Source organism: Roseateles noduli (genome assembly GCF_050626985.1).
Classification (GTDB): Bacteria; Pseudomonadota; Gammaproteobacteria; order Burkholderiales; family Burkholderiaceae_C; genus Roseateles; species Roseateles noduli_A.
This window is the reverse complement of sequence record NZ_CP192463.1, coordinates 3,569,106-3,592,810: the sequence shown is the minus strand read 5'-3', so window position 1 is coordinate 3,592,810 and position 23,705 is coordinate 3,569,106. Positions and strand designations below refer to the sequence as shown.

Below are 23,705 nucleotides of genomic sequence, written 5' to 3'. Positions count from 1 at the left end.
CGAAGTCTGAGCGAAGTCTGAGGCGGGCGGATTCAGGAGACGCGGGGCCGGGCCGGCAGGGGCTCAGCGGCCCAGCATCGGCAGCTTCAGGCCGCGCTCCTGCGCGGTCTTCTCCGCCAGCTCGTAGCCCGCGTCGGCGTGGCGCATGACGCCGGTGCCGGGGTCGTTCCACAGCACGCGCGCAATGCGCTTGTCGGCCGCTTCGCTGCCGTCGCAGACGATGACCACGCCGCTGTGCTGCGAGTAGCCCATGCCCACGCCGCCGCCGTGATGCAGCGAGACCCAGGTCGCGCCGCCGGCGGTGTTGAGCATCGCGTTGAGCAGCGGCCAGTCGGAGACGGCGTCGGAGCCGTCCCGCATCGATTCGGTCTCGCGGTTGGGGCTGGCCACCGAGCCGGAGTCCAGGTGGTCGCGGCCGATGACGATCGGCGCCTTCAGCTCGCCGGTGCGGACCATCTCGTTGAAGGCCAGGCCGGCCTTGTGGCGTTCGCCCAGGCCCAGCCAGCAGATGCGCGCGGGCAGGCCCTGGAAGGCGATGCGCTCGCGCGCCATGTCCAGCCAGCGGTGCACGCCCGCATGGTGCGGGAAGAGCTCCTTGATCTTGGCGTCGGTCTTGTAGATGTCCTCCGGATCGCCGGACAGCGCGACCCAGCGGAACGGGCCGCGGCCTTCGCAGAACTGCGGGCGCACGTAGGCGGGCACGAAGCCGGGGAAGTCGAAGGCGTTCTTCACGCCCTGGTCGAAGGCGACCTGGCGGATGTTGTTGCCGTAGTCGACGGTCGCGATGCCCATGGCCTGGAAGTCCAGCATCGCCTGCACATGCACCGCGCAGCCGCGCGCGGCGGCGGCCTTCAGGTCGGCGTGCTTGGCCGGATCGGCGGCCGCGGCCTTCCATTGCTCGACGCTCCAGCCCGCCGGCAGGTAGCCGTTGATCAGGTCGTGCGCCGAGGTCTGGTCGGTGACCAGGTCCGGCTTGATCGCGCTGCCGGCCTTCACGCGCGCGACCAGCGCGGGCAGGACCTCCGCCGCGTTGCCCAGCAAGGCGATGGAGACGGCCTTCTTCTCTGCCGTGTACCTGGCGATGCGCGCCAGCGCGTCGTCGAGGTCCGTCGCCTGCTCGTCGACGTAGCGCGTCTTCAGGCGGAAATCGATGCGCGACTGCTGGCACTCGATGGTCAGCGAGCAGGCGCCGGCGAAGGTCGCCGCCAGCGGCTGCGCGCCGCCCATGCCGCCCAGGCCCGCGGTCAGTACCCAGCGGCCGACCATGTCGCCGCCGAAGTGCTGGCGGCCGGCTTCCGCGAAGGTCTCGTACGTGCCCTGCACGATGCCCTGCGAGCCGATGTAGATCCACGAGCCGGCCGTCATCTGGCCGTACATCATCAGGCCCTTGCGGTCGAGCTCGCTGAAGTGCTCCCAGTTCGCCCAGGCCGGCACGAGGTTGGAGTTGGCCAGCAGCACGCGCGGCGCGTCCACATGCGACGGGAACACGCCGACCGGCTTGCCCGACTGGATCAGCAGCGTCTCGTCCTCGTTGAGGTTCTTCAGCGAGCTCAGGATCTGCTCGAAGCAGTCCCAGTTGCGCGCTGCCTTGCCGATGCCGCCGTAGACCACGAGCGCATCGGGGTTCTCCGCCACGGCCGGATCCAGGTTGTTCTGGATCATCCGGTAGGCGGCCTCGATCAGCCAGTTCTTGCAGCTCAGCTGCGTGCCGGTGGGGGCGCGCACCGGGCGCGGCTGGGCGGAGTGGATGGGCGTCGTGGTCGTCGGTGTCGTCGTCATCGAGATCTCCTGGTCTGAGCTGCGAGGTTCGGCCGCCGTGGATGGCTCGGCCGGCCGGTGCTGTGCGGTCCGATGGGGCGCGATCATAGGATCGCTTTCCGTGGTTGTCTATACAAGTACAGTCAAGTAGGATGCCGCCCCATGGCGACCCCCTCATCGAGCCCGGGCGGCGGCGGTCCCGCGCCGCAATACCTGAAGGTGAAGACGCATCTGCGCGAAGGCATCGCCAGCGGACGCTGGCGTCCGGGCGAGCGCCTGCCGTCCGAGGCGGAACTGACCGGGACCTTCGGCGTCAGCCGGATGACGGTCAATCGCGCGCTGCGCGAGCTGCATCAGGAAGGCATGATCGACCGCGTGCAGGGCGTGGGGACCTTCGTCGCGGAACTGCACCGGATCGCCTCGACGCTGACGGTGCGCGACGTGCATGAGGAGATCGCCGAGCGCGGTCACCGGCACGAGGCCAAGGTCCACGTGCTGGAGACCTTGAAGGCGAGCGCCGAACAGGCCGCGATGCTCGGCCTGCGCGCCGGCGCGACTCTGTTCCACAGCGTCATCGTGCACCGCGAGAACGGCATCGCGATCCAGTGCGAGGATCGCCTCGTCAATCCGGCCTGCGCCCCGGGCTACATGGACCAGGATTTCGAGCGCGTGACCCCGACGCATTACCTGCTGGAGGTCGCACCGCTGTCGGAGGCGCGCTATACGATCGAGGCGGCCATGCCCAATGCCCTCGAGGCGAAACTGCTGGGCATGCCGCGCGGCGAACCCTGCCTCGTGGTCAAGCGCGCCACGTCGAGCCAGGGCCGCACGGTGACGGCGGTGCGGCTGGTGCATCCGGCCAGCCGCTATTTCCTTGAAGGCAGCTTCCAGGCGTGACGCTGTTCACGAGTTGGCGGGCAAGTTGTGGCAGGAGGGCGGATGTGACGTTTCGTGACGTGACCAGATGGATGAGTCTTCGAAAATCCCGGGCTTCAACAAAAACCAACAAGCTGCCGGACATGAGCTGGATGAGGATCACCGCCGATGATGTCGCGCCCACCCCGTGGCGCAACGGGGGAGGCCGGACGCGCGAGTTGCTCGCCTGGCCGCACGTGGCGGACTGGAAGGTCCGCGTCAGCATCGCGGACATCGACCGCGACGGTCCGTTCTCCGCCTTCCCGGGCGTGGACCGCTGGTTCGGCGTGCTGTCGGGCGCAGGCGTGATCCTGCGCGGCCGGGCGCTGAAACCCAACGAGGGCATCGTGCAGTTCGCCGGCGAGGACGCGCCGAATTGCGTGCTCATCGATGGTCCGACGCAGGACTTCAACGCGATGCACCGCCGCGACGCGGGCGTGTTCCGCGTGCAGCCGGCCGACCGGCCCGTGATCCCGCACGGGGCGCAGTGGCTGGGGCTGTTCACGCAGGAGGGCGGGATGATCATCCACGGTCATCGTTCGGTGCCGGTGGCGCCGCACACGCTGGCGTGGTGCGAGTCGCCGGCCTCGCAGAGCTGCGTCTTCGACGATGGCGATCAACACGGCCCCGCCTGGTGGCTGATCTGGAGCGAGTCATGACGATCGAGTCCTCGACGGCCGCGGCGGCGTCGGCAGGTGCGCCGCGGCGCGTGCTGTACGCCAATGCGACGCTGACCACCCTGGCGGGCGACCGCGACTGGGGCCTGGTGAGCGACGGCGCGCTGCTGGTCGAGGGCGAACAACTGCGCTGGGTCGGCCCGATGGCGGACCTGCCGGCCGACCTGCGCGACAGCGCGGGCGAGCTGCGCGACCTGGGCGGACTGCTGGTGACGCCGGGCTTGATCGATTGCCACACGCATCTGGTCTATGGCGGCGAGCGCTCGGCGGAATTCGAGCTGCGCCTGCAGGGCGCGACCTACGAGGAGATCGCGCGCGCCGGCGGCGGCATCCGCTCGACGGTCGCCGCGACGCGGGCGGCGAGCGAGCCGACGCTGCACGCGCTCGCCGTGGAGCGCGCCCGGGCGCTGATGGCCGAGGGTCTGACGACGCTGGAGGTGAAGTCCGGCTACGGCCTGTCGCTGGCGGACGAGGCCAAGTGCCTGCGTGTCGCGCGGCAGCTGGGCGAGCTCGGCTTGACGGTGAAGACGACCTACCTCGGCGCGCATGCGCTGCCGCCCGAATTCGACGGCCGTCAGGACGATTACGTCGACGCCGTCTGCGCGTGGTTGCCGGAGTTGCATCAGCAGGGTCTGGTCGATGCGGTCGATGCCTTCTGCGAACGCATCGGCTTCACGCCGGAGCAGACGCGTCGCGTGTTCGAGGCGGCCCGCGCGCTCGGCCTGCCGGTGAAGCTGCATGCGGAGCAACTCAGCGACCAGGGCGGCGCCGCGCTCGCCGCCGAGTTCAACGCGCTGTCCTGCGACCACCTCGAGTACCTGAGCGATGCGGGCATCGCCGCGATGGCCCGGGCCGGCACCGTGGCGGTGCTGCTGCCTGGCGCCTTCTACTTCCTGCGCGAAACCAAACTGCCGCCGATCCAGGCGCTGCGCGACGCCGGCGTGCCGATCGCGCTGGCCACCGATCACAACCCGGGCAGTTCGCCGGGGCTGTCGCTGCTGCTGATGCTGAACATGGCCTGCACCTTCTTCCGGATGACGCCGGAAGAGGCGCTGCGCGGCCTGACGACGAACGCGGCTCGGGCCCTCGGTTTGCCCGATCGCGGGCGGTTGGCGGCAGGCCAGCGCGCCGATTTCTGCGTCTGGGACGCGACGCACCCGCGCGAGCTGAGCTACTGGTTCGGCCGCAATCCGCTGCGGCAGACGGTCGTGGGCGGCCGGCCGCGCGGCTGAGACGAACAATGAGACCGCGGCGCGCTCGAGGCGCCTGCCGCCGCCTCATGGAGACAAGAGGAACGAGCGATGAAGCACGACGTCTTTGAACTGCGGCGTGGCCGCACCCCGCTGCTGATCAGCATGCCGCACGTGGGCCGCGAGATCCCGGCCGACCAGCACCACCGCTACGTCGAGCGCGCGCTCGGCAGCGAGGACACCGACTGGCACCTGGAGCCGCTGTACGCGCCGATCGCCGACCAGCTCGGCGCGGGGCTGCTGGTGCCGCGCTTCTCGCGTTACCTGATCGACCTGAACCGCCCGCCCGAGGACACGCCGATGTACCCCGGCGCCTCCAACACCGAGCTGTGCCCGACGCGCTTCTTCACCGGCGAGCCGCTCTACAAGGACGGTCTCGCGCCCGATGCCGAGGAGAAGCAGCGCCGCATCGAGACCTACTGGGCGCCGTACCACCAGGCGCTGCAGGGCGAGCTGCAGCGGCTGCGCCAGGAGCACGGCTTCGCGCTGCTGTTCGAGGCGCACAGCATCCGTTCGGAACTGCCCTGGCTCTTCGAAGGCCAACTGCCCGACCTCAACATCGGCACCGTCGAGGGCAAGTCCTGCAAGCAGGTCACGCGCCAGGCGATGGAGATCGCGCTGCAGGCTCAGGACCGCTTCAGCTGGGTCGTCGACGGGCGCTTCAAGGGCGGCTACATCACGCGTCAGTACGGGCGGCCGGAACTCGGCCAGCAGGCGGTGCAGCTGGAGATGTGCTATCGCTGCTACATGGTCGAGAACGATCTGGGCTTCACCGGTTATGAGCTCGACGTGGACTGCGTCGAACGCGTCCGGCCGGTGCTGACGACGCTGCTGCAGGCCTACCTGCTGGCCAATCCGACGCGGAACGCCGCATGAGTCCGACGACCTTCCACGCGGCGCTGGCCTGGCTCGACGGACGCTGGCAGGCGGATGTGCTGATGCGCGCCGGGGCCGATGGCCATTGGGTCGAGCTGGTCGCCGGCACGCCGGCGCCGGTGGACGCCGTGCGCCTGGACGGGCCGGTGATGCCGACGCTGGTCGACGCGCACAGCCACGCGTTCCAGCGCGCCTTTGCGGGACTGGCCGAGCAGCGCGACAGCGACAGCGACGACTTCTGGTCCTGGCGCGACCGCATGTACGGCGTCGCGCTGCGCGTGACGCCGGCGCAGCTGAAGACCATCGCGGCGCAGCTCTACATCGAGCTGCTGGCCGGCGGCTACACGCAGGTCTGCGAGTTCCACTACCTGCATCACCGCGAGGACGGGACGCCGTACGAGGACGAACTCGCCATGGCCATGGCGCTGGCCGAGGCGGCCCAGGAGACCGGCATCGGCCTGACGCTGCTGCCGGTGCTGTACGCGCATGCCGGCTTCGCGCACCAGGGCCTGCGGGACACGCAGCGGCGCTTCCGCACCGATGCGGCATGGGTGTGGCGCGCCTGCGAGCGCATCAACGCGGCAGGCCTGCCGCTGGTGCGCGCCGGCGTGGCGGTGCACTCGCTGCGGGCGGCCCATGCCGAGGATGTGCGGGCGCTGCAGGCGCTCGTCGGCGATGCGGATATCCCCATCCACGTGCACGTCGCGGAGCAGCAGCAGGAAGTCGACGATTGCGTGTCGGCGACCGGGAAGCGGCCGATCGACCTGCTGGCCGACTACGGGCTGGATCCGCGCTGGCACCTGGTGCACGCGACGCACAGCACGCGGGACGAGATCGCGCGCATCGCCGCGAGCGGTGCCGGCGTGGTGATCTGTCCGGGGACCGAAGGCAACCTCGGCGACGGGCTGGCGGACCTGCCCGGCTGGCTGGCGGCGGACGTGCCGCTGACGGTGGGCTCGGACAGCCAGGTCACGCGCGGCTGGGTCGAGGAGCTGCGCTGGCTGGAATACGGCCAGCGCCTCGGCCTGCAACGACGCAACGTGGCGGCGCGGCCGGGACGGCAACCGTCGACGGCGGCCCGGCTGTTCGACGCCTGCGTCGCGGGCAGCGCGCGGGCGGCGGGCTTGTCCGCATGGGGCCTGAAGGCTGGCGCGCGCGCGGACTTCCTGGTGCTCGACACGGCCGCGAGCGGCCTGGCCGGACTGCCGGAGGCGGCGCTGCTCGATGGCCTGGTCTTCGCCAGCCAGGGGCCGACCTGGCGCGAGGTCTACGTCGCCGGCCAGCGGCGCGCGATCGACGATGCCGGCCGCCGCGAGGACTTCGTCGCGACGATGAACACGCTCTGGCGCTGACCCCCCGTTTCCGCAGGATGTCCGGCAGGCACGCCGGCTGCTAGGCTTTTCCCACTCCTTCTTCAACGGTGGGAATGCCATGTGGTCCATGCGTAACTTCACGATCCGGACGCGCCTCATGGCGCTCGGCCTGTTGTCGGTGTTCGCGATGCTGCTGATCGGCGGCGACGGGTTGTGGGCCATGGCCCGCACGAAACAGGACGTCGAGCACTACGTGAAGCAGGACGTCGAGTCGCTGGTGCAGCTCTCCGAGATCCGGGCCGGCGTCGGCAACCTGCGGCGCTACGAGAAGGACATGCTGATCAACATCGGCGACGATGCCGCCGTGAAGCGCTACCAGGAGGAATGGCGCAAGGCCTTCGAGGGCGTCAACAAGAGCCTGGATGCCATCGGCCAGCTCGACATCCTGCCGGAGATCAAGTCGATGCCGCCGGCGATGAAGACCTCGCTGGGGAGTTATCGCAGCGGACTCGACGGCATCGTCGAGCGCATCCTGAAGCAGGAGTTCGCCGATTCCGCCGAGGCCAACCGGCAGACCGAGCCGATCAAGGGCCCGGTCCGCGAGATGGACAAGCAGCTCGGGGCCATGACGAAGGCGATCATGGACCGCGGCAACCAGGAGGTGCAGCGCATCGACGCCGAAGAGACCCGCATCCGGATGGCGCTGGGCGGCGTGATGCTCGTGGGCGTGCTGGTGATCGGGACCTTCACCTTCTTCAACATCGCGTCCATCCTGACGCCGCTGGCCCAGGCGGTCAGCACGACCGAACGCATCGCGCGCCAGGACCTGAGCGAACGTCTCGACGTGCTCGGCACCGACGAGACCGCCGCGATGATGCGCGGCGTGCAGGGGATGCAGACCTCGATCCGCGACGTCGTCAGCGGCGTGCGCAGCGCCACCGACAGCATCGCGACCGCCTCGCGCGAGGTCGCGGCCGGGGCGCACGACCTCAGCTACCGCACGGAGCAGGCCGCCTCCAACCTCGAGGAGACCGCGTCGGCAATGGAGCAGCTCACCGCGAGCGTGCAGCACAACGCGGACTCGGCGCGGCAGGCCAATGCGCTGGCGGAAGAGGCGGCCGGCGCCGCCGGACGCGGCGTCCACGTGGTGGGCGAGGTGGTCCAGACCATGGGCAGGATCAGCGCGTCGTCCGCGCGCATCGGCGACATCATCGGCACCATCGACGGGATCGCTTTCCAGACCAACATCCTGGCGCTGAACGCGGCCGTCGAGGCGGCCCGCGCGGGCGAGCAGGGTCGCGGCTTCGCCGTCGTCGCCAGCGAGGTGCGCTCGCTCGCCCAGCGCAGCGCCGAGGCGGCCAAGGAGATCAAGCAGCTGATCACCGCCAGCGGGGACAGCGTCTCCAGCGGCGCCGCCCTCGTCGAACGCGCCGGGCAGACGATGAACGAGATCTCCGATTCGATCACCCGCGTGTCGCGCATCGTGGCCGAGATCAGCCTCGCCACCACCGAGCAGAGCGGCGGCATCAACCAGATCGGCTCGGCGATCTCCCAGCTCGACCAGATGACGCAGCAGAACGCCGCGCTCGTCGAGGAGTCGGCGGCGGCGGCGCAGAGTCTCCAGCATCAGGCGGATGCGCTGTCTCAGTCGGTGGCGGTGTTCAAGCTGGGTTGAATGCCTGTCCTTCGACTGTCGGGGCGTTGGCCGCCATGTCATGGGGCCTTGGCGGCAAGCGCCAAAACCCCACGACATGCCGTCCCCGATCACTGTCGTACTTCGGCGGTTTTGCGACCGAGGACGGCGGGCGCTGGGGCGGGCCGTCGGGTGTGACATCGGTGCGGGAGAACTCCACGCTTGTCAGGCTTTAGAGTGCGGCGTCCTCGAGCGGTGGCATGGCGGCTGCTAGGCTTTTCCCATCGATCCATCTCGTTGGGAAAACATGCAGTCTCTGCGCAACTACACGATCCGGACACGCCTGCTCGGCCTGGGCCTCCTGTCCGTCCTCGCACTCCTGGTCATCGGCGGCGCCGGCCTCTGGGCCATGGGCAGCTCGCGGTCCGACTTCCAGCAGTACGTCGCGCAGGACGTCGGCGCGCTGACCCAGCTCTCCGAAGTCCGCGCCGGCATCGGCAACCTGCGCCGCTTTGAGAAGGACATGCTCATCAACATCGGCGACGACGGCACCGTCAAGCAGGCACAAGCCGATTGGCAGAAGACCTACGCCGGCGTGATCCGCTCGCTCGACACCCTGGCCGCGCTCGAGACCAGCCCGGAGATCCGCGGACTGCCGCCCAAGCTCAAGCAGTCGCTCGAGGCCTACAAGGCCGGCGTCGATGACATCGCCAAACGCATCCTGAACGCCGACTTCGTGGACGCCGCCGAGGCGAACCGCTCCACCGACGTCATCAAGGCGCCCGTGCAGGCGATGGACAGCGGCGTCGGTGAGATGACGCAGGCCATCCTGCGGCACGGCCAGGATGAGGTTGAACGCCTCGGCACGCGGGAGTCGAGCGTGCGCGGCGTGCTCGGCATCGTGATGCTGATCGGCGCCGCGCTGATCGGCCTGCTCACCGTGCTGAACATCCGCTCCATCCTGGCGCCGCTGGCCCAGGCCGTGAGCACGACCGAACGCATCGCCCGCAAGGACCTGAGCCAGCCCGTCGAGGCGGAAGGCGCCGACGAGACCGCCGCGATGGCGCGCGGGGTGCAGGGCATGCAGGCCTCGATCCGGGAGGTCGTCAGCGGCGTGCGCAATGCCACCGACAGCATCGCGACGGCGTCGCGCGAAGTCGCCGCCGGCGCGCACGACCTGAGCCAGCGGACCGAGCAGGCCGCGTCGAATCTGCAGGCCACCGCCTCGGCGATGGGCCAGTTGACCTCCAGCGTGCAGCACAACGCGGCGTCCGCCGGCGAGGCGAAGGCGCTGGCCGAGCAGGCCGCCGAGGTCGCCGTCCGCGGCGTGAGCGTGGTGGGCGAGGTCGTGCAGACGATGGGCAAGATCAGCACCTCGTCGGCGCGCATCGGCGACATCATCGGCACGATCGACGGGATCGCGTTCCAGACCAATATCCTGGCGCTGAACGCGGCGGTGGAAGCGGCCCGCGCCGGGGAGCAGGGCCGTGGGTTCGCGGTGGTCGCGAGCGAGGTCCGGTCGCTCGCGCAGCGCAGCGCCGAGGCCGCCAAGGAGATCAAGCAGCTGATCACCGCCAGCGGCGAGAGCGTCTCCAGCGGCGCCGCGCTCGTCGAGCGCGCCGGCCAGACGATCAACGAGATCTCCGACTCGATCTCGCGGGTGTCGCGCATCGTGGCGGAGATCAGCCACGCCACCGCGGAGCAGAGCGGCGGCATCAACCAGATCGGCTCGGCGATCTCGCAGCTGGATCAGATGACGCAGCAGAACGCGGCGCTCGTCGAGGAGTCCGCGGCCGCCGCGCAGAGCCTGCAGCATCAGGCCGACGCGCTCGCTCAGTCGGTCGCGGTCTTCAAGCTCCACTGATTCAGCAGGCCATGAACTGCACGCGGTTGCGCCCCGCGTGCTTCGCGGCATAGAGCGCCTGGTCGGCGGTTTCGACCAGGAGGGACGGTTTCGCGGGCGGCTCGCCCGCAGCCAGGCCGATGGAGACGGTGACCTGCAGGCCCGCCACCAGCTCGCCCCAGTCGTGGCTGGCGATCGCGCCGCGCAGTCGCTCGCAGATGTCCTGCGCGCGCTCGGGCGGGACGCCGACGAAGACCAGCATGAATTCTTCGCCGCCGACCCGCGCCAGCAGGTCCGCGCTGCGCAACTGGCGCCGCAGCAACTGCGCGACCTTCTGCAGCGCCTGATCGCCCGCGCCATGGCCGAACGCGTCGTTGACCTGCTTGAAGTGGTCGATGTCCAGCAAGCCCAGCGAGATCGGCTTGTCCTCCTGCCGCGCGCGCTCCAGCAGCAAGGGCAGCGCGAACTCCGCATGCCGGCGGTTGTTGAGCCCCGTCAGCGCGTCCTCATGCGCCATGCGGCCGAGCTCGGCCGCCTGACGCCGCAGGCGTTGCTGCTCCTGTTCCGCGAGGTCCGCGCGCTCGCGCTCGCGCCGCGCGTCCTGCATCGCGTGTTCGGCGCGCGCTTGCGCCTGCTGGAACTCCTGCCGGATCAGCATCGCCTCGGTCTGCAAGGCCATCGCGTTGCGCGCCGACTGGCGCTCCAGCGCGGTCAGCTGCTCGTGCGCCGCCAGCGCTTTCACCGCGTCGCCGCGGAGCCTGTAGCCGCGGTAGATCGCCAGCGTGAGCTGCCGCCGCAAGCGGGCCGGCAGCGATTGCGGCGCCTGCTGGCCGACCAGGTCCTGGAGCGTCTCGAGCGCGGGCAAGGCGTCTCGCGCGCCCGCGGCGTCGTCGCGCTTGAGCTGCAGCAGCGCCCGCTGCGCCCGCGCCTGCAGCACCATGCCGGCATAACCGTGCCGCTGCGCGAGACGCTCGTATTCATCGGCGATCTGGAGCGCCTCCTCGATCGCGCCGGTGCCGAGCTGCAGTTCGACCAGATTGGACAGGGAGACGACGACCAGGAAGGGATTGCCTTCCTCCCGCACCAGCGTGGCGGCCCGCACCGCGTAGGGCTCGGCCTGGGCGAGCGCCTCGGCGGAGGCGGTCCTGTCCTCGTCCCGGATCGCTTCCCCATGCGCCTGCAACCAGAAATGGGCGAGGTTGTTCAGGCAGGACAGCAGCAGTTCCCGCTCGCCGGGCGCCTGCTGCTGGACGATCTCCAGCGCCTGCAGCGTGTGCTGGCAGGCCTGCTCGACCTGGTCCGACACCGCGAAGGCCACGGCCAGCCGGTTCAGCGCCCAGGCCTCGCGGGCCGGATCCTCGGCGCGACGGGCCGCCGCGAGGGCCTGCCAACCGGCCTGCATCGCGTCCCGGCCCATCTGGAACTGCGCGTAGACGTAGCAGAGCTCGGTGAGCGCCTCCGCCGTCCAGGCGTCCTGGTCCTCGCCGTCGATCAGCCGGACCAGCGCCGCGGCCTCGCTCGCGCGCCGCAGCGCGCCCTGCAGGTCGCCCTGGCGGGGCAGGTTGTGGGCGATGAGGATCAGCGCCCGCGCCCGGTCGCGCACCGTGTCGGCGGCCACCAGGGACAGCTCCAGCGCATCGGTGGCGTCGCGGTAGGCACCGCGGCGGCTCAGATGCAGGGCTCGGGCCAGTTCGCGTTGGAACAAGGCGGACTCTCCTCCGTCGATGTTGTCGACCTTGATGCCGCAGCATTCGCCGCCGCATAGCGCACGTCAATGGCGACTGGCCCCAGTGGACGATGGATACAGTCGCAGGCATGCCAAAAGTCTCGAAAGCGCCTGCCGCATCCGGTCGCATCGCCGAGCCGCCTCCGGCGACCGCGGTGGACCGCGCGCTGGTGGGCGTCGACTTCACCAGCGCGCCGACCGCCCGCAAGCCGATCCGGCTGGCCTTCGGCCGTCGGCAAGGGAGCGTCCTGAAACTGGAGCGCCAGGTGGCGATCGCGAGCCTGGACGCCTTCGAGGCGTGGCTCGCGGAACCCGCGCCCTGGCTCGGCGGCTTCGACCTGCCGTTCGGCCTGCCGCGCGAGCTCGTCGTCACCCTGGGCTGGCCGACCGAGTGGGCGGCGCTGATCGCGCATTACGCGAGCCTGTCGCGCCCGCAGATCCGCGACACCTTCGCCGCGTTCTGCGATGCCCGACCGGTCGGCGGCAAGTTCGCGCACCGCGCCTGCGACGGTCCGGCGGGTTCGTCGCCCAGCATGAAGTGGGTCAATCCGCCGGTGGCCTACATGCTGCATGCCGGCGTGCCGCGTCTGCTGCGGGCGGGCGTCCATCTGCCGGGGCTGCATGCCGGCGACGAGACGCGCGTGGCCCTGGAGGCCTATCCGGGCCTGCTGGCGCGCGAGTTGATCGGCACACGCAGCTACAAGAGCGACGATCGTGCCAAGCAGACGCCCGACCGGTTGATCGCCCGCAAGGATCTGATCGAAGCGCTGGAGCAAGGCCGCAGCCGTCTGGGCCTGCGCCTGAAGCTCAGCCACGCGCAGCGGGACGAACTCGCCGACGATGGCAGCGGCGACAAGCTCGACGCGGTGCTTTGCCTGATGCAGGCGGCCTGGGCCGATGCGCGCCCGGACTACGGCCTGCCCGCCGGGATGGATCCGCTCGAGGGCTGGATCGTCTGTGCCTGACGGCCTGTCCGTTCTCCGCCCACTTGCTTGCCAACTTCCTTGCCCACCTCCTTGCCCACTTCCCCGCCCACTTCCCCGACTTCCCACCACGAGGATGACGCCATGACCCGCATCGATGACACGCCGACCCCGAAGACGCCGCTCCAGGTCGCCGTGATGGGCGCGGGCGCCGTGGGCTGCTTCTTCGGCGGCATGCTGGCGCGCGCCGGGCACGATGTGACGCTGATCGGCCGCCCCGGCCATGTGGAAGCGATCCGTGACCGCGGCCTGCGCATGGAGACGCGGATGTTCGATGAGCAGGTCCGTTTGCGCGCCGATACCGAGCCTTCCGCCGCGCGCGGCGCGCAGGTGGTGCTGTTCTGCGTGAAGTCCACCGACACGGTGTCCGCCGCGCAGGCGCTGGCGCCGTACATCGGCGCGGACACGCTGCTGCTGTCGATGCAGAACGGGGTCGACAACGCCGAGCGGCTGCGCGAGACGGTGCCGCAGCCCGTGTCGGCGGCGGTGGTCTATGTGGCGACGGAGATGGCCGGTCCCGGCCATGTGAAGCACCACGGGCGCGGCGAACTGGTCATCGAGCCGGCTCCCGGCGCCGATCGCGTCGCGCAGGCGCTGATCGCGGCGGGCGTGCCCACCGAGGTCTCGGACAACGTGCGCGGCGCGCTGTGGTCCAAGCTGCTGATCAACTGCGCCTACAACGCGCTGTCGGCGCTGGCGCAGCAGCCCTACGGCGAGCTGGTGAAGGGCGAGGGCGTGTGGACGGTGATGGACCAGCTCGTCGACGAGGGCCTGGCGGTGGCCGCGGCGGATGGCGTCACGCTGGTGGGGGACGTGCGCCAGGCCGTGCGCAGGATCGCCGAGACGATGCCGGGACAGTTCTCCTCGACCGCGCAGGACATGAGCCGTGGCAAGCGCACCGAGATCGATCATCTCAACGGCTTTCTGGTCCGCCGTGGCGAGGTGCTGGGCGTGCCCACGCCCGCCAACCGCGTGCTGCACACGCTGGTGCGACTCGCCGAACTCAGTCGGGACTGAGAAGGGCAGGCGCGAGCTCGGATACCGACCGCGCGTGCATGAAGCGCGCGGCGGTGGCAGGTCGCCCGTCGCCCGTCACTTGCGCATCAGCGTCGACTTGCCGAACAGCGATTCGACGAGGTCCACCGCGACCAGCGCCGTCTTGTTCCGGACATCCAGCGCCGGGTTGAGCTCCATGATGTCCAGCGACCCCAGCCGCCCGGTGTCGGCGATCATCTCCATGCAGAGCTGGGCTTCGCGATAGGTCGGGCCGCCGGGGATCGTGGTGCCGACGCCGGGCGCGACGTCCGGATCGAGGAAGTCGACGTCGAAGCTCACATGCAGATGGGTGTTGGCGTCCATCGTCGCCAGCGCCAGTTCCATCGTGTGGCGCATGCCCATCTCGTCGATGTAGCGCATGTCGAAGACCTCGAGGCCGACCTCGTGCACGAAGCGCTTCTCGCCCTCGTCCACGCTGCGGATGCCGATCTGGCGGATCCACTTCGGATCGATCGCCGGGACCTTGCCGCCGATCTCGATCAGCTCCTGCGGACCGTAGCCGCACAGGCAGGCGACCGGCATGCCGTGGATGTTGCCGCTGGGCGTGAGCTTGCTGGTGTTGAAGTCGGCATGCGCGTCGAGCCACAGCACGCGCAGCTTCTTGCCGGTGTCGCGGCAGTGGTGGGCCACCGCGGCGATCGATCCCAGTCCCAGGCAGTGGTCGCCGCCGAGCAGGACGGACATGCGCCCGCCGTTGAGCTCCGCGTAGACCGCGTCGTGCACGGCCTGGTTCCAGGCCGTCACTTCGTCCAGGTGGCGGTAGCCGTCCGTCGGCGGCTGCCAGGGATTGGACGGCCCCACGAGGTTGCCGCAGTCCTTGACCTCGACGCCGTGCGCCCGCAGCGCTTCGGCCAGTCCGGCGACCCGCAGGGCCTCCGGTCCCATGCTGGCGCCTCGGGCGCCGGCGCCCACGTCGGTCGGGGCGCCGATCAGGCTCACGTGTCGTGCTGCGGTCATGGTCGAACCTCTCTTGCTTGCTGGATGGCCCCGCGGGGCCGGAATCAGGGGCCGTCGCCCGGGACCGCGCCGGTCCCGGGGCTGCCAGTCGTGCTGCTCGTGCCGCTGGTGCTGCTCGTGCCGTTCGTGACCCCGCCGATGTCGTATTCCTTCTTCAGCAGGGCCCAGGCCTCGTCGGCGGTTTCAACGTAGTGGAAGAGCTGCTCGTCGCCCGGGCTGATCATGCCGGTGTCGATCAGCAGCTCGAAGTCGATCAGGCGCGACCAGAAGTCGCGTCCGAACAGCAGGATCGGACGCCGACGGCACTTGCCGGTCTGGATCAGCGTCAGCGTTTCGAAGAGCTCGTCCAGCGTCCCGTAGCCGCCCGGGAACGCGGCCAGCGCCACCGAGCGCATCAGGAAGTGCATCTTGCGCAGCCCGAAGTAGTGGAAGCGGAAGCAGAGCTCCGGCGTGATGTACTGGTTCGGACGCTGCTCGTGCGGCAGCACGATGTTCAGTCCGATGCTGCGGCCGCCGGCCTCGTGCGCGCCGCGGTTGCCCGCTTCCATGATGCCGGGCCCGCCGCCGGTGACCACGTACAGCGGATGGGCGAAGTCCTTGGTCGTCTCGGTGACCAGCCGCGCGAACTTGCGCGCTTCCTCGTAATAGCCGCTCATCACCAGGCGGCGCTCGGCGCGTTGCACCGCCGCCTCGTCCTTGGCGGCGCGGGCGGCGTCGACGGCGGCCTGCGCCGACTCGCGGTCGGCGATGCGCGCGCTGCCGAAGATCACCACCGTCGACTGGATGTTCAGCTCCTGCTGGATCAGCTCCGGCTTCAGCAGTTCCAGCTGCATGCGCACCGGGCGCAGTTCGGGGCGGACCAGGAAGTCGGTGTCGGTGAACGCCAGCTGGTAGGCGGCGGGCGGATTCGCGTCGAAGGTCGTTTCGAAAGAGGCCTGCTGTTGGACCTCCTCCTGCGCGGAGGGGAAGTTGCGGGCGGTGAGTTTGTCGCTTCTGATCATGATTCGATGGCCCGAGAGATTACGGGCGTTGGCACTTAATTTCCGTTCGTTCGCCGGTGCCGCGCGCGACTCCGGGCGGTGGTTTGTTGCGCGGGGACGCCTGCGCGCTCCTCGACGGGGTCAGTCCGTGCCACAGCACGGGCAGCGCGGGTCGCGGGCGACCTTCAGGTCGGTCCATTCCATGCGGCGCGCGTCCAGCATCAGCAGCCGACCCGGGAGCGTCGAGCCCATCCCCGTCAGCAGCTTCAGGGCCTCGGCCGCCTGCATGCTGCCGATGATCCCGACCAGCGGCGCGAACACGCCCATCACCGCGCAGCGCTGTTCCTCGGGCGGCTGGTCGGCAGGGAACAGGCAGGCATAGCAGGGGAACGCGCGATCGCGGCTGTCGTAGACGCTCAGCTGTGCGTCGAAGCCCAGCGCCGCGCCGGAGACCAGCGGCTTGCCGTGCCTCACGCAGGCGGCGTTGACCAGGTGGCGCGTGGGGAAGTTGTCGGTGCAGTCGAGGACGACGTCGGCCGACGGCACGAGTTCGTCCAGCAGCGTCGCGTCGGCGCGTTCGGTGACGGCCCGGACGCGCGGTTCCGGATTGATCGCCGCGATGCCGGCCGCGGCCGATTCGGCCTTGGGCTGGTCCACCCGCGCGAGGCTGTGGGCGATCTGGCGCTGCAGATTGGTCACGTCGACGCGGTCGTGATCGACCAGCGTGATGCGGCCGACCCCCGCCGTGCCCAGGAACAGCGCCGCGGGCGATCCGAGCCCGCCCGCGCCGATCACCAGCGCGTGCGCGTCCAGCAGGCGTTGCTGGCCCTCGACGCCGATGTCGTCCAGCAGGATGTGGCGCGAATAGCGCAGCAGTTGGTCGTCATCCATGGGTCACTCCGCCCTCATTCCGGCACGGCGTCGTCCGTCGTCTGCGGCTGCCGCAGGCCCACCTGCAGCGGCAGCTTCAGCGATTCCTTGCCGCGTTGCACCGAGATCAGCGTCTGGCTCTCCGGCTTCAGTGCCGCGACGACGTTGACCAGCTCGCGCGGCGAGCGCACCGCCTGGCCGGCCACCGCGGTGACGACGTCGCCCGCCTCCAGGCCGGCCTTGGCCGCCGGACTGGCCTTGAAGACTTCCTTGACCAGCACGCCGTGGTCGACCGACAGCTTGAGCGTGTCGACGACCTCCGGGTTGATGTCGCCGGTGATCACGCCCAGCCAGCCGCGCGAGACCTTGCCGTCCTTCACCAGCGCCTCCAGCACCTGGTACGCCGAGTCCACCGGGATCGCGAACCCGATGCCCAGGCTGCCGCCGCCGGTGCGCGAATAGATCGCCGTGTTGATGCCGACCAGCCGCCCCTGCACGTCGACGAGCGCGCCGCCGGAGTTGCCGGGGTTGATCGCGGCGTCGGTCTGGATGAAGTTCTCGAAGGTGCTCAGGCCGAGCTGGGTGCGGCCCAGCGCGCTGATGATGCCGGAGGTGACGGTCTGGCCGACGTTGAACGGATTGCCGATGGCCAGCACCACGTCGCCGACCTGCAGCTCGCCGGCCTTGCCGGGATGGATCACCGGCAGCGGCGCCGGCAGCGTGATGCGCAGGACGGCCAGGTCGGTTTCCGGATCGGTGCCGACCAGGCGCGCCGGCGTGTCGCGGCCGTCGGCGAGCTGCACGCGGATCTCGGTCGCACCGGCGACGACATGGTTGTTGGTCAGCACGTAGCCTTCGGGCGAGACGATCACGCCGGAGCCCAGGCCCGTCTGCGGCCGCTGCTGCTGCGGGCGCTTGCCGAAGTGGAAACGCAGCCAGGGATCGGCGTCGATCTCGCGCTGGCTCGGCGCGGGCTTGTTGGCCAGCACCGCGACGACCGCCGGCGACGCCGCCTGCGCCGCCGCGGCGAAGCTGAACTGGACCGACGCGCGCGGCGGCGCGCCCGCGGCGGCCGGCAGCGTGGGCACGATCCGGGGGGCCTCGTGCAACCATTCGGGCTTGAGCGTCGACACGACGAAATAGCCGGCCAGCGCCACCGTGGTGGCCTGGGAGAAAATCAGCCAGGTTTGACGCAAGAGAGATCCTGTCATGGCACATCGCACGGAGCTGGAGCGGCTGCTCGCCGCCACGCTGGAGCCCACGCGCTTCAAGGATTATGGGCCGAACGGTCTTCAGGTCGAGGGCCGCGACCAGATCCGGCAACTGGTGTGCGGGGTCACCGCGAGCCTCGCGCTGATCGACGCCGCCATCGAGTCCGGCGCCGATGCGATCCTGGTTCACCACGGCCTGTTCTGGCGCGGCCAGGACGGTCGCGTCACCGGCTGGATGAAGCAGCGCCTGTCGCGACTGCTGACCCATGAGGTCAACCTGTTCGCCTACCACCTGCCGCTGGACGCGCATCCGGAACTCGGCAACAACGCGCAACTCGCGAAACATCTGGGCTGGGCCGCCGAGGGCCGGTTCGGCGACCAGGATCTGGGCTGCATCGGCGCGCTGCCGGCGGCGTTCGAGTCGCTGGATGCGCTGAGCGCCCATGTCGAGCAGCGGCTTGGCCGCGCGACGATCCAGGCCGCCGGGGATGGTCGTCCGCTCAAGCGTGTCGCCTGGTGCACCGGCGGGGCGCAGGGCTACTTCGAGGCCGCGATCGCCGCGGGCGCGGACGTGTTCATCACCGGCGAGATCTCCGAGCCGCAGGCGCATTACGCGGCCGAGACCGGTGTCGCCTTCATCGCCGCCGGACACCATGCGACCGAACGCTACGGCGTGCAGGCGCTGGGGCGTCAGGTGGCCGAACAGCTGGGCCTGCAATGCCGCTTCATCGACATCCCGAACCCCGCATGAGCACCGTCATCGAGAGTTCCCGCCCGTTGCTGCTGACGATGGGCGATGCCTGCGGCATCGGCCCCGAGATCGCCGTCGCGGCCTGGTCGAAGGATCGCGGGGCGGACCTGCGCCTGGTCGGCGACGTCGAGGTCTTCCGACGGGCGCTGGGCGTCATGGGTTTGCGTTTGCCGGTGGCGGTGCTGGCACGCGCCGACGATGCGCCCCCCCCTGATTGCCTGCCGGTGTGGCAGCCGCCGGGACTGCCCGGCGATCTGCTCGCGCAGCCGCTGGGCCAGGTGAGCGCCGCCGCCGGCGCCGCGGCGGCTCGCTGCATCGTCGCCGCCACGCAGGAGCAACTGGCGGGACGGTCCCGCGCGCTGGTGACGGCGCCGATCCACAAGGAAGCCCTGCATGCCGCGGGCATCGATCATGCCGGCCACACCGAGCTGCTGCAGGCGCTGTGCGCGGACCCGGACGGTCGGCTGCCGCCGGTGCGGATGATGCTCGCCAACGAGGAGCTTCGCGTCGTGCTGGTGACCATCCACGTGGCACTGCGACAGGCGGTCGATCAGATCACCACGGGCCGCGTGCTGCAGACGATCCGCATCGCCGATGCCGCGCTGCGTGGCGCGGGGATCGCCGCGCCGCGCATCGCGGTGGCGGGCCTGAATCCGCATGCCGGGGAGGGCGGCCTGTTCGGCGGCGAGGAGATCGAGCACATCGCGCCGGCGATCGCGCAGGCACGCACGCTGGGCATCGATGCGCGCGGTCCGTTCGCGCCGGACACGGTGTTCATGCGGGCGCGCCATGCTCCGCCCAAGCATCCGGGCGAGTTCGACGTGGTGGTCGCGATGACGCACGACCAGGGGTTGATCCCGGTGAAGTACCTCGGCGTGGAAGAGGGCGTCAACGTGACGCTGGGCCTGCCGCTGGTGCGGACGAGTCCCGATCACGGCACCGCGTTCGACATCGCCGGGACGGGCCGCGCGGACCCGTCGAGCATGTCCGCGGCGATCCGCATGGCCCGCGCGTTGGCGGGCTGAGGCTCAGTCCGGATTCAACCCGGATTCAACCCGGATTAAACCTGGATTCAGCCCGGCGTCAGTGCTTGGCGCCGAGCGCCGCCAGTTGCTGCCGCGCCCGCGCCGTGGCGCGCTCCAGCAGGTGGGCGTGTTCGAACGCCCGCAGCCGGCCGGCCTCGCACAGCCTGTGCAGCATGCGCGAGGTCATCGTCAGCGTCTCCTGGTGCTTCGTCCCGTGGGTGAAGATGAAGAAGCTGCGCGTGGCGCTGATGTGGGCGAGCCGCACCTTGATCCAGTCGCCGTCGCGGTGCATCCGGTAGGCGGTGCCGATCTGCAGGTGGTCGATCAGCAGCTCGCCCGTGGGCGGGGAAGGGGCCTCCTCCGCGGCGGGCAGGCCGTCGATGCTGATGTCCACCGCCTGCAGCGGCTGGTGTTCGTCGGCGCCGAGGTCGAGGTCGATGTCGACATGCCCGTCCCAGTCGACGTGCTCGTCCTCCATCAGGCCGAGCCGCTTGGCTTCCTCATCGGAGAGCTTCTCGCTCAGGTCGAGGTCCAGCGGCGTCGAACCGGCCGCGGGCAGGTCCTGCTCGCGCGGAGGCGCCATGCCGAAGACGGACTCCAGCTGCTTGGCCAGCAGGTTGTATTCGAGCGGGCTGAGGGCCTGGCCCTTCAGCGAATCGGCATGCGCCGGCAGCAGCTCGGCGAAGAATTTCTTGCGGTCCGGCTCGGGCCAGCGGACCAGGTCCAGGCCCTCGTTGAGCGTGCGCATCAGCACCGGCAGCGACGCCAGGAAGCCTTGTCGCTGCTGCGGTGTCGTCTTCGGCTGGACCGACAGGACCAGGTCGCGACCCATGTTGCGCAGCCGCTCGACCAGGGCCGCGTCCAGATCCGGATGGCGCGAGGCGTGCACCAGGACCTCGCTCCAGGTCTGGGTGAGGAAGTCGCGCAGGAAATCGCGCATGTCCACGCTGGACATCGCCTGCTGCAGCTGCTGCATGTAGCGGCGCTGCAGGCGGAGCTCGGTCTCCTTGCGCTCCAGCAAGGCCGCCGTGTCGCCCTGCGACTTCAGCGTCTGGGCGGTCTGGTCCTGGATGAACTGTTCGAGCTGACCCAGCTTGGACTCGTACAGCTCCATGCGGTCGAAGTCGCCGCTGACCACGTCCTGGATCAGGTCGCGGACCAGGGCGAGGAAGGACTTGCCGGGCTCGTCGGTGAAGTCGTCGTAGGCGGCGGCCAGCGTCGCGATGCGATTGACCAGCCGTCGCACCGGGTGCCGGCGCGAAGAGAAGAAGGAGCGATCCCCCAGCGCCGCGCGCAGCACCGGAAGCTGCAGTCGCGCGATCTGCTGCGCCATCAGCGGCGGCAGCTTGGCGTCGGACAGGATCTGGTCGAACAGGCCGGCGACGACGTCGATCACCATGTGATCGAGCGAGCCGCTGGCCGCCTGCCGCAGTTCGTCGCGGTGCAGGTGGATCAGGTTGGGCGGCAGCACGATCGGGCCGCCTTCGACATAACTGCCGGGATCGCCGTCCCAGCCCTGCCATTGGCTGTTCAAGGGCAGCGCGCCGCTGCCGGTCACGGGCATGCCGACGGACGGGGTCATCGCCAGCCGCCGCATCAGGTCCATCAGTTGCGGATCGACCGACCATCCGCCCATGCCGCCACCGGCGGGACCGCCGCCGGTCGTGGCGTAGCCTTCGTGGCTGCCGCCGTGGAATCCACCGGCCACGCTATGCAGGCCGCCCGCGCGGCTGCCGTGGACGGCGGGATGCAGCGCGCCGGGCAGGGTGGCGTAGCGGCTGTCGTGCAGCGGCACGCCGGATGTCGTGCCGCCGTGCAAGGACTGACCCCGCGTGGCCCCCGCGGTCGCCCGCACGCGCAGGTCCTGCGGACGCAGGCCGCGGCTGCGGAACAGGCCGGCGATGTCGGCATAGCAGGCGCGCATCTCCAGCGCCAGCGCCCGGGTGAGCTCGTCGGTCAGGAGCTGGCGCGTGTCCGGATCGTCGGTGACGGCGTTGACGCCCTCGATCAGCGCCTGCGCGATCGCCTGCGGGCGCAGCGGGTGGCGGTCCTCGGCGATGCCGGGGATGTCGCCCATGTAGGAATTGACCTCGCGCAGCTCCCACTCGCTCTGGTGACCGAGCGCCAGGCCGATCCGGTCGGTCGCGACCATCGTGTTGACCTGGTCGTCGTCCATCAGCGAGAGCTCGTCCCACTGCGTCGCCTTGGGCGCCGCGCGCGACGCGGCGGCCGGGGCGGACCCGGCGCCCGGCGTTTCGGCCGCCTGCTGGCGCATCGACTGGTCGAAGCGCTGGGAGAACAGGGCCTGGTGCTTGCGGAAGAGGAATTGCGCGGACAGCAGCGCATCCCGCCGCTTGGCCTGTCCAGAGGACAGGGCGGCGAGACCGAGACCTTCAGCGCCGCGTTCCGCGGCTTGTTCCGCCGCGAGGCGTACGCGTTGGAGCGCAGCGTCGACGTGGGGGTTCAGACGGTTCATCGAGGCATCGAGCACATTGTGGTGACCGCACCACACGCCAAGTATCGGCGATGGCCATCCCCCGTCCGGGTGGGGCTCACCCGGCTTGTGCGCAAAAGGTGACGAATGAGAGCAGCTTTACGCTTTGTCACGCCTCAGCGCGTCGCGGATCTCGCGCAGCAGCTGGATGTCTTCCGGCGTCGCGGCGGGTTCCGCCGGCGTGGCGGGGGTGTCGCGCTTCAGGCGGTTCACCTGCTTCACCATGATGAAGATGATGAAGGCCAGGATGATGAAGTTCAACAGCACCGTCAGGAAGTTGCCGTAGGCGAAGAGCGGCACGCCCGCCTTGGTGAGGGCCTCGTAGGTCATCGGCCCGGCATAGTTGGCCGGCGGGTCCGACAGGGTGATGAAGTAGCTGCTGAAGTCCAGTCCGCCGACCGCCTTGCCGACGATCGGCATGATGAGGTCCTTGACCACCGAGTCGACGATCTTTCCGAAGGCGGCGCCGATGATCACGCCCACGGCGAGGTCCATCACGTTGCCCTTGACGGCGAACTCACGGAATTCGGTCAAAAAACCCATCGCTTGCTCCTTGTGCTCCACGTGTGCGAAGGCGCCAACTACCAAGCGCTTTCCCGGGGGCGCCCTCCGCCTCCGGGCAAGCATCCTAACGGCGTTTGCACCACGACAAATGTCAACCTGGTGCACCGATGCACATCGGTAGAGCGCCTAGGGGCGGACCGGAACTTTCTTACCTAGAATCTTTGGTTGCCCCTGATCAGAAGTTCCCTGTAAGGACCCTCATGAGTGACCCACAAGTGGACCAAGGCAAGCGCACCTGGCTGATCGCCACCGGTTGCGCGGGAGCAGTAGGCGGCGTGGCCACCGCCGTCCCGTTCGTCAGTACCTTCGCTCCGAGCGAGCGCGCCAAGGCGGCCGGTGCCGCCGTCGAGGTGGACATCGGCGGCCTCGCCCCCGGTCAGAAGCTGACCGTCGAATGGCGTGGCAAGCCGGTGTGGATCGTCCGCCGGACCAAGGAGCAGCTCGACGCGCTCAAAGGCAACGATCCGGAACTGGCCGACCCGCAGTCCGATCGCAAGGCGTTCCCCATCCCGGAGTACGCGAAGAACGAATGGCGCTCCCTCAAGCCGGAGTACCTGGTCGTGGTGGGCATCTGCAGCCACCTCGGCTGCTCGCCCAGCGACAAGTTCCAGTCCGGTCCGCAGCCCTCGCTGCCGGACAACTGGCACGGCGGCTTCCTCTGCCCCTGCCACGGCTCGACCTTCGACATGGCCGGTCGCGTCTTCAAGAACAAGCCCGCGCCCGACAACCTCGAGGTGCCGCCGTACGCGTTCCTGTCCGACACCCGGCTGTTGATCGGTGAAGACAAGAAAGCCTAACTCCCCAGGAACAGGACCGAGGCAGA

General features: G+C 69.9%; 20 protein-coding genes. 12 read left to right on the top strand and 8 right to left on the bottom strand.

Features of this window, described 5'->3' with window-relative positions:
• Positions 1 to 63: 63 nt before the first annotated feature.
• Positions 64 to 1,779 carry a urocanate hydratase gene (gene hutU / locus ACQ4L4_RS15630; protein ID WP_431099851.1) on the bottom strand — a complete coding sequence of 572 codons (1,716 nt, stop codon included), beginning with the start codon at positions 1,777 to 1,779 and terminating at the stop codon, positions 64 to 66.
• Between the two features lie 141 nt (positions 1,780 to 1,920).
• Between hutU and hutC the strand changes: the two genes are divergently transcribed.
• From hutC to ACQ4L4_RS15595, 7 genes are all read left to right on the top strand, one after another.
• Positions 1,921 to 2,655, top strand: coding sequence for a histidine utilization repressor (gene hutC / locus ACQ4L4_RS15625; protein ID WP_431099850.1), 735 nt, complete (start codon positions 1,921 to 1,923; stop codon positions 2,653 to 2,655).
• Positions 2,656 to 2,777: 122 nt separating this feature from the next.
• Complete coding sequence (locus ACQ4L4_RS15620) at positions 2,778 to 3,332, top strand: HutD/Ves family protein (RefSeq protein WP_431099848.1); 555 nt, start codon at positions 2,778 to 2,780, stop codon at positions 3,330 to 3,332.
• The gene (gene hutI / locus ACQ4L4_RS15615; RefSeq protein ID WP_431099846.1) at positions 3,329 to 4,582 is read left to right on the top strand and encodes an imidazolonepropionase; all 1,254 of its coding nucleotides are present in this window, start codon (positions 3,329 to 3,331) and stop codon (positions 4,580 to 4,582) included. Before ACQ4L4_RS15620 ends, hutI begins: the two co-directional genes overlap by 4 nt.
• A gap of 69 nt (positions 4,583 to 4,651) precedes the next feature.
• The gene (gene hutG, locus ACQ4L4_RS15610) at positions 4,652 to 5,476 is read left to right on the top strand and encodes an N-formylglutamate deformylase (RefSeq protein WP_431099845.1); all 825 of its coding nucleotides are present in this window, start codon (positions 4,652 to 4,654) and stop codon (positions 5,474 to 5,476) included.
• Positions 5,473 to 6,828 (top strand): formimidoylglutamate deiminase, encoded by a 1,356-nt coding sequence (gene hutF / locus ACQ4L4_RS15605; RefSeq protein ID WP_431099844.1) that lies wholly within the window; start codon positions 5,473 to 5,475, stop codon positions 6,826 to 6,828. The genes hutG and hutF overlap by 4 nt, the downstream gene beginning before the upstream one ends.
• Positions 6,829 to 6,907: 79 nt before the next feature.
• A complete protein-coding gene (locus ACQ4L4_RS15600; RefSeq protein ID WP_431099843.1) occupies positions 6,908 to 8,464 on the top strand; it encodes a methyl-accepting chemotaxis protein in 1,557 nt (518 codons plus the stop codon).
• A gap of 265 nt (positions 8,465 to 8,729) precedes the next feature.
• On the top strand, positions 8,730 to 10,286 hold the full coding sequence (locus ACQ4L4_RS15595) for a methyl-accepting chemotaxis protein (RefSeq protein WP_431099842.1): 1,557 nt from the start codon (positions 8,730 to 8,732) through the stop codon (positions 10,284 to 10,286).
• Position 10,287: 1 nt separating this feature from the next.
• On the opposite strand, the gene ACQ4L4_RS15590 is transcribed toward ACQ4L4_RS15595, so the two are convergent.
• On the bottom strand, positions 10,288 to 11,970 hold the full coding sequence (locus ACQ4L4_RS15590; RefSeq protein ID WP_431099841.1) for a diguanylate cyclase: 1,683 nt from the start codon (positions 11,968 to 11,970) through the stop codon (positions 10,288 to 10,290).
• A gap of 110 nt (positions 11,971 to 12,080) precedes the next feature.
• Here ACQ4L4_RS15590 and ACQ4L4_RS15585 point away from each other — a divergent pair, with 110 nt between their 5' ends.
• Both ACQ4L4_RS15585 and ACQ4L4_RS15580 read left to right on the top strand, forming a co-directional pair.
• On the top strand, positions 12,081 to 12,956 hold the full coding sequence (locus tag ACQ4L4_RS15585; protein ID WP_431099840.1) for a DUF429 domain-containing protein: 876 nt from the start codon (positions 12,081 to 12,083) through the stop codon (positions 12,954 to 12,956).
• A 102-nt stretch (positions 12,957 to 13,058) separates the two neighbouring features.
• Positions 13,059 to 13,991, top strand: a complete 933-nt coding sequence (locus ACQ4L4_RS15580) for a ketopantoate reductase family protein (RefSeq protein WP_431099839.1) — start codon at positions 13,059 to 13,061, stop codon at positions 13,989 to 13,991.
• 75 nt (positions 13,992 to 14,066) lie between these two features.
• Here the strand turns inward: ACQ4L4_RS15580 and rocF are convergent, their stop codons facing one another.
• The 4 genes from rocF to ACQ4L4_RS15560 all read right to left on the bottom strand — a co-directional run bounded on the left by rocF (position 14,067) and on the right by ACQ4L4_RS15560 (position 18,033).
• On the bottom strand, positions 14,067 to 14,987 hold the full coding sequence (gene rocF / locus ACQ4L4_RS15575) for an arginase (protein ID WP_377161005.1): 921 nt from the start codon (positions 14,985 to 14,987) through the stop codon (positions 14,067 to 14,069).
• A 44-nt stretch (positions 14,988 to 15,031) separates the two neighbouring features.
• Positions 15,032 to 15,988: an LOG family protein gene (locus ACQ4L4_RS15570; protein ID WP_431099838.1), complete on the bottom strand. Its 957-nt coding sequence runs from the start codon at positions 15,986 to 15,988 to the stop codon at positions 15,032 to 15,034.
• 120 nt (positions 15,989 to 16,108) lie between these two features.
• Complete coding sequence (locus ACQ4L4_RS15565) at positions 16,109 to 16,858, bottom strand: HesA/MoeB/ThiF family protein (protein WP_431099837.1); 750 nt, start codon at positions 16,856 to 16,858, stop codon at positions 16,109 to 16,111.
• Between the two features lie 14 nt (positions 16,859 to 16,872).
• Positions 16,873 to 18,033 carry a trypsin-like peptidase domain-containing protein gene (locus ACQ4L4_RS15560; protein ID WP_377161011.1) on the bottom strand — a complete coding sequence of 387 codons (1,161 nt, stop codon included), beginning with the start codon at positions 18,031 to 18,033 and terminating at the stop codon, positions 16,873 to 16,875.
• A gap of 13 nt (positions 18,034 to 18,046) precedes the next feature.
• On the opposite strand from ACQ4L4_RS15560, the gene ACQ4L4_RS15555 reads away from it, so the two are divergent.
• On the top strand, positions 18,047 to 18,799 hold the full coding sequence (locus ACQ4L4_RS15555; RefSeq protein WP_431099836.1) for a Nif3-like dinuclear metal center hexameric protein: 753 nt from the start codon (positions 18,047 to 18,049) through the stop codon (positions 18,797 to 18,799).
• Positions 18,766 to 19,824 carry a 4-hydroxythreonine-4-phosphate dehydrogenase PdxA gene (pdxA, locus tag ACQ4L4_RS15550; RefSeq protein WP_431099835.1) on the top strand — a complete coding sequence of 353 codons (1,059 nt, stop codon included), beginning with the start codon at positions 18,766 to 18,768 and terminating at the stop codon, positions 19,822 to 19,824. Before ACQ4L4_RS15555 ends, pdxA begins: the two co-directional genes overlap by 34 nt.
• A gap of 58 nt (positions 19,825 to 19,882) precedes the next feature.
• Here pdxA and ACQ4L4_RS15545 read toward each other — a convergent pair whose 3' ends face one another.
• Positions 19,883 to 22,300, bottom strand: coding sequence for a DUF1631 family protein (locus tag ACQ4L4_RS15545; protein ID WP_431099834.1), 2,418 nt, complete (start codon positions 22,298 to 22,300; stop codon positions 19,883 to 19,885).
• Between the two features lie 117 nt (positions 22,301 to 22,417).
• Positions 22,418 to 22,861 carry a large conductance mechanosensitive channel protein MscL gene (gene mscL, locus ACQ4L4_RS15540; RefSeq protein ID WP_431099833.1) on the bottom strand — a complete coding sequence of 148 codons (444 nt, stop codon included), beginning with the start codon at positions 22,859 to 22,861 and terminating at the stop codon, positions 22,418 to 22,420.
• Positions 22,862 to 23,082: 221 nt separating this feature from the next.
• On the opposite strand from mscL, the gene petA reads away from it, so the two are divergent.
• Positions 23,083 to 23,679 (top strand): ubiquinol-cytochrome c reductase iron-sulfur subunit, encoded by a 597-nt coding sequence (gene petA / locus ACQ4L4_RS15535; protein ID WP_297529861.1) that lies wholly within the window; start codon positions 23,083 to 23,085, stop codon positions 23,677 to 23,679.
• The last annotated feature ends 26 nt before the right edge of the window (positions 23,680 to 23,705 follow it).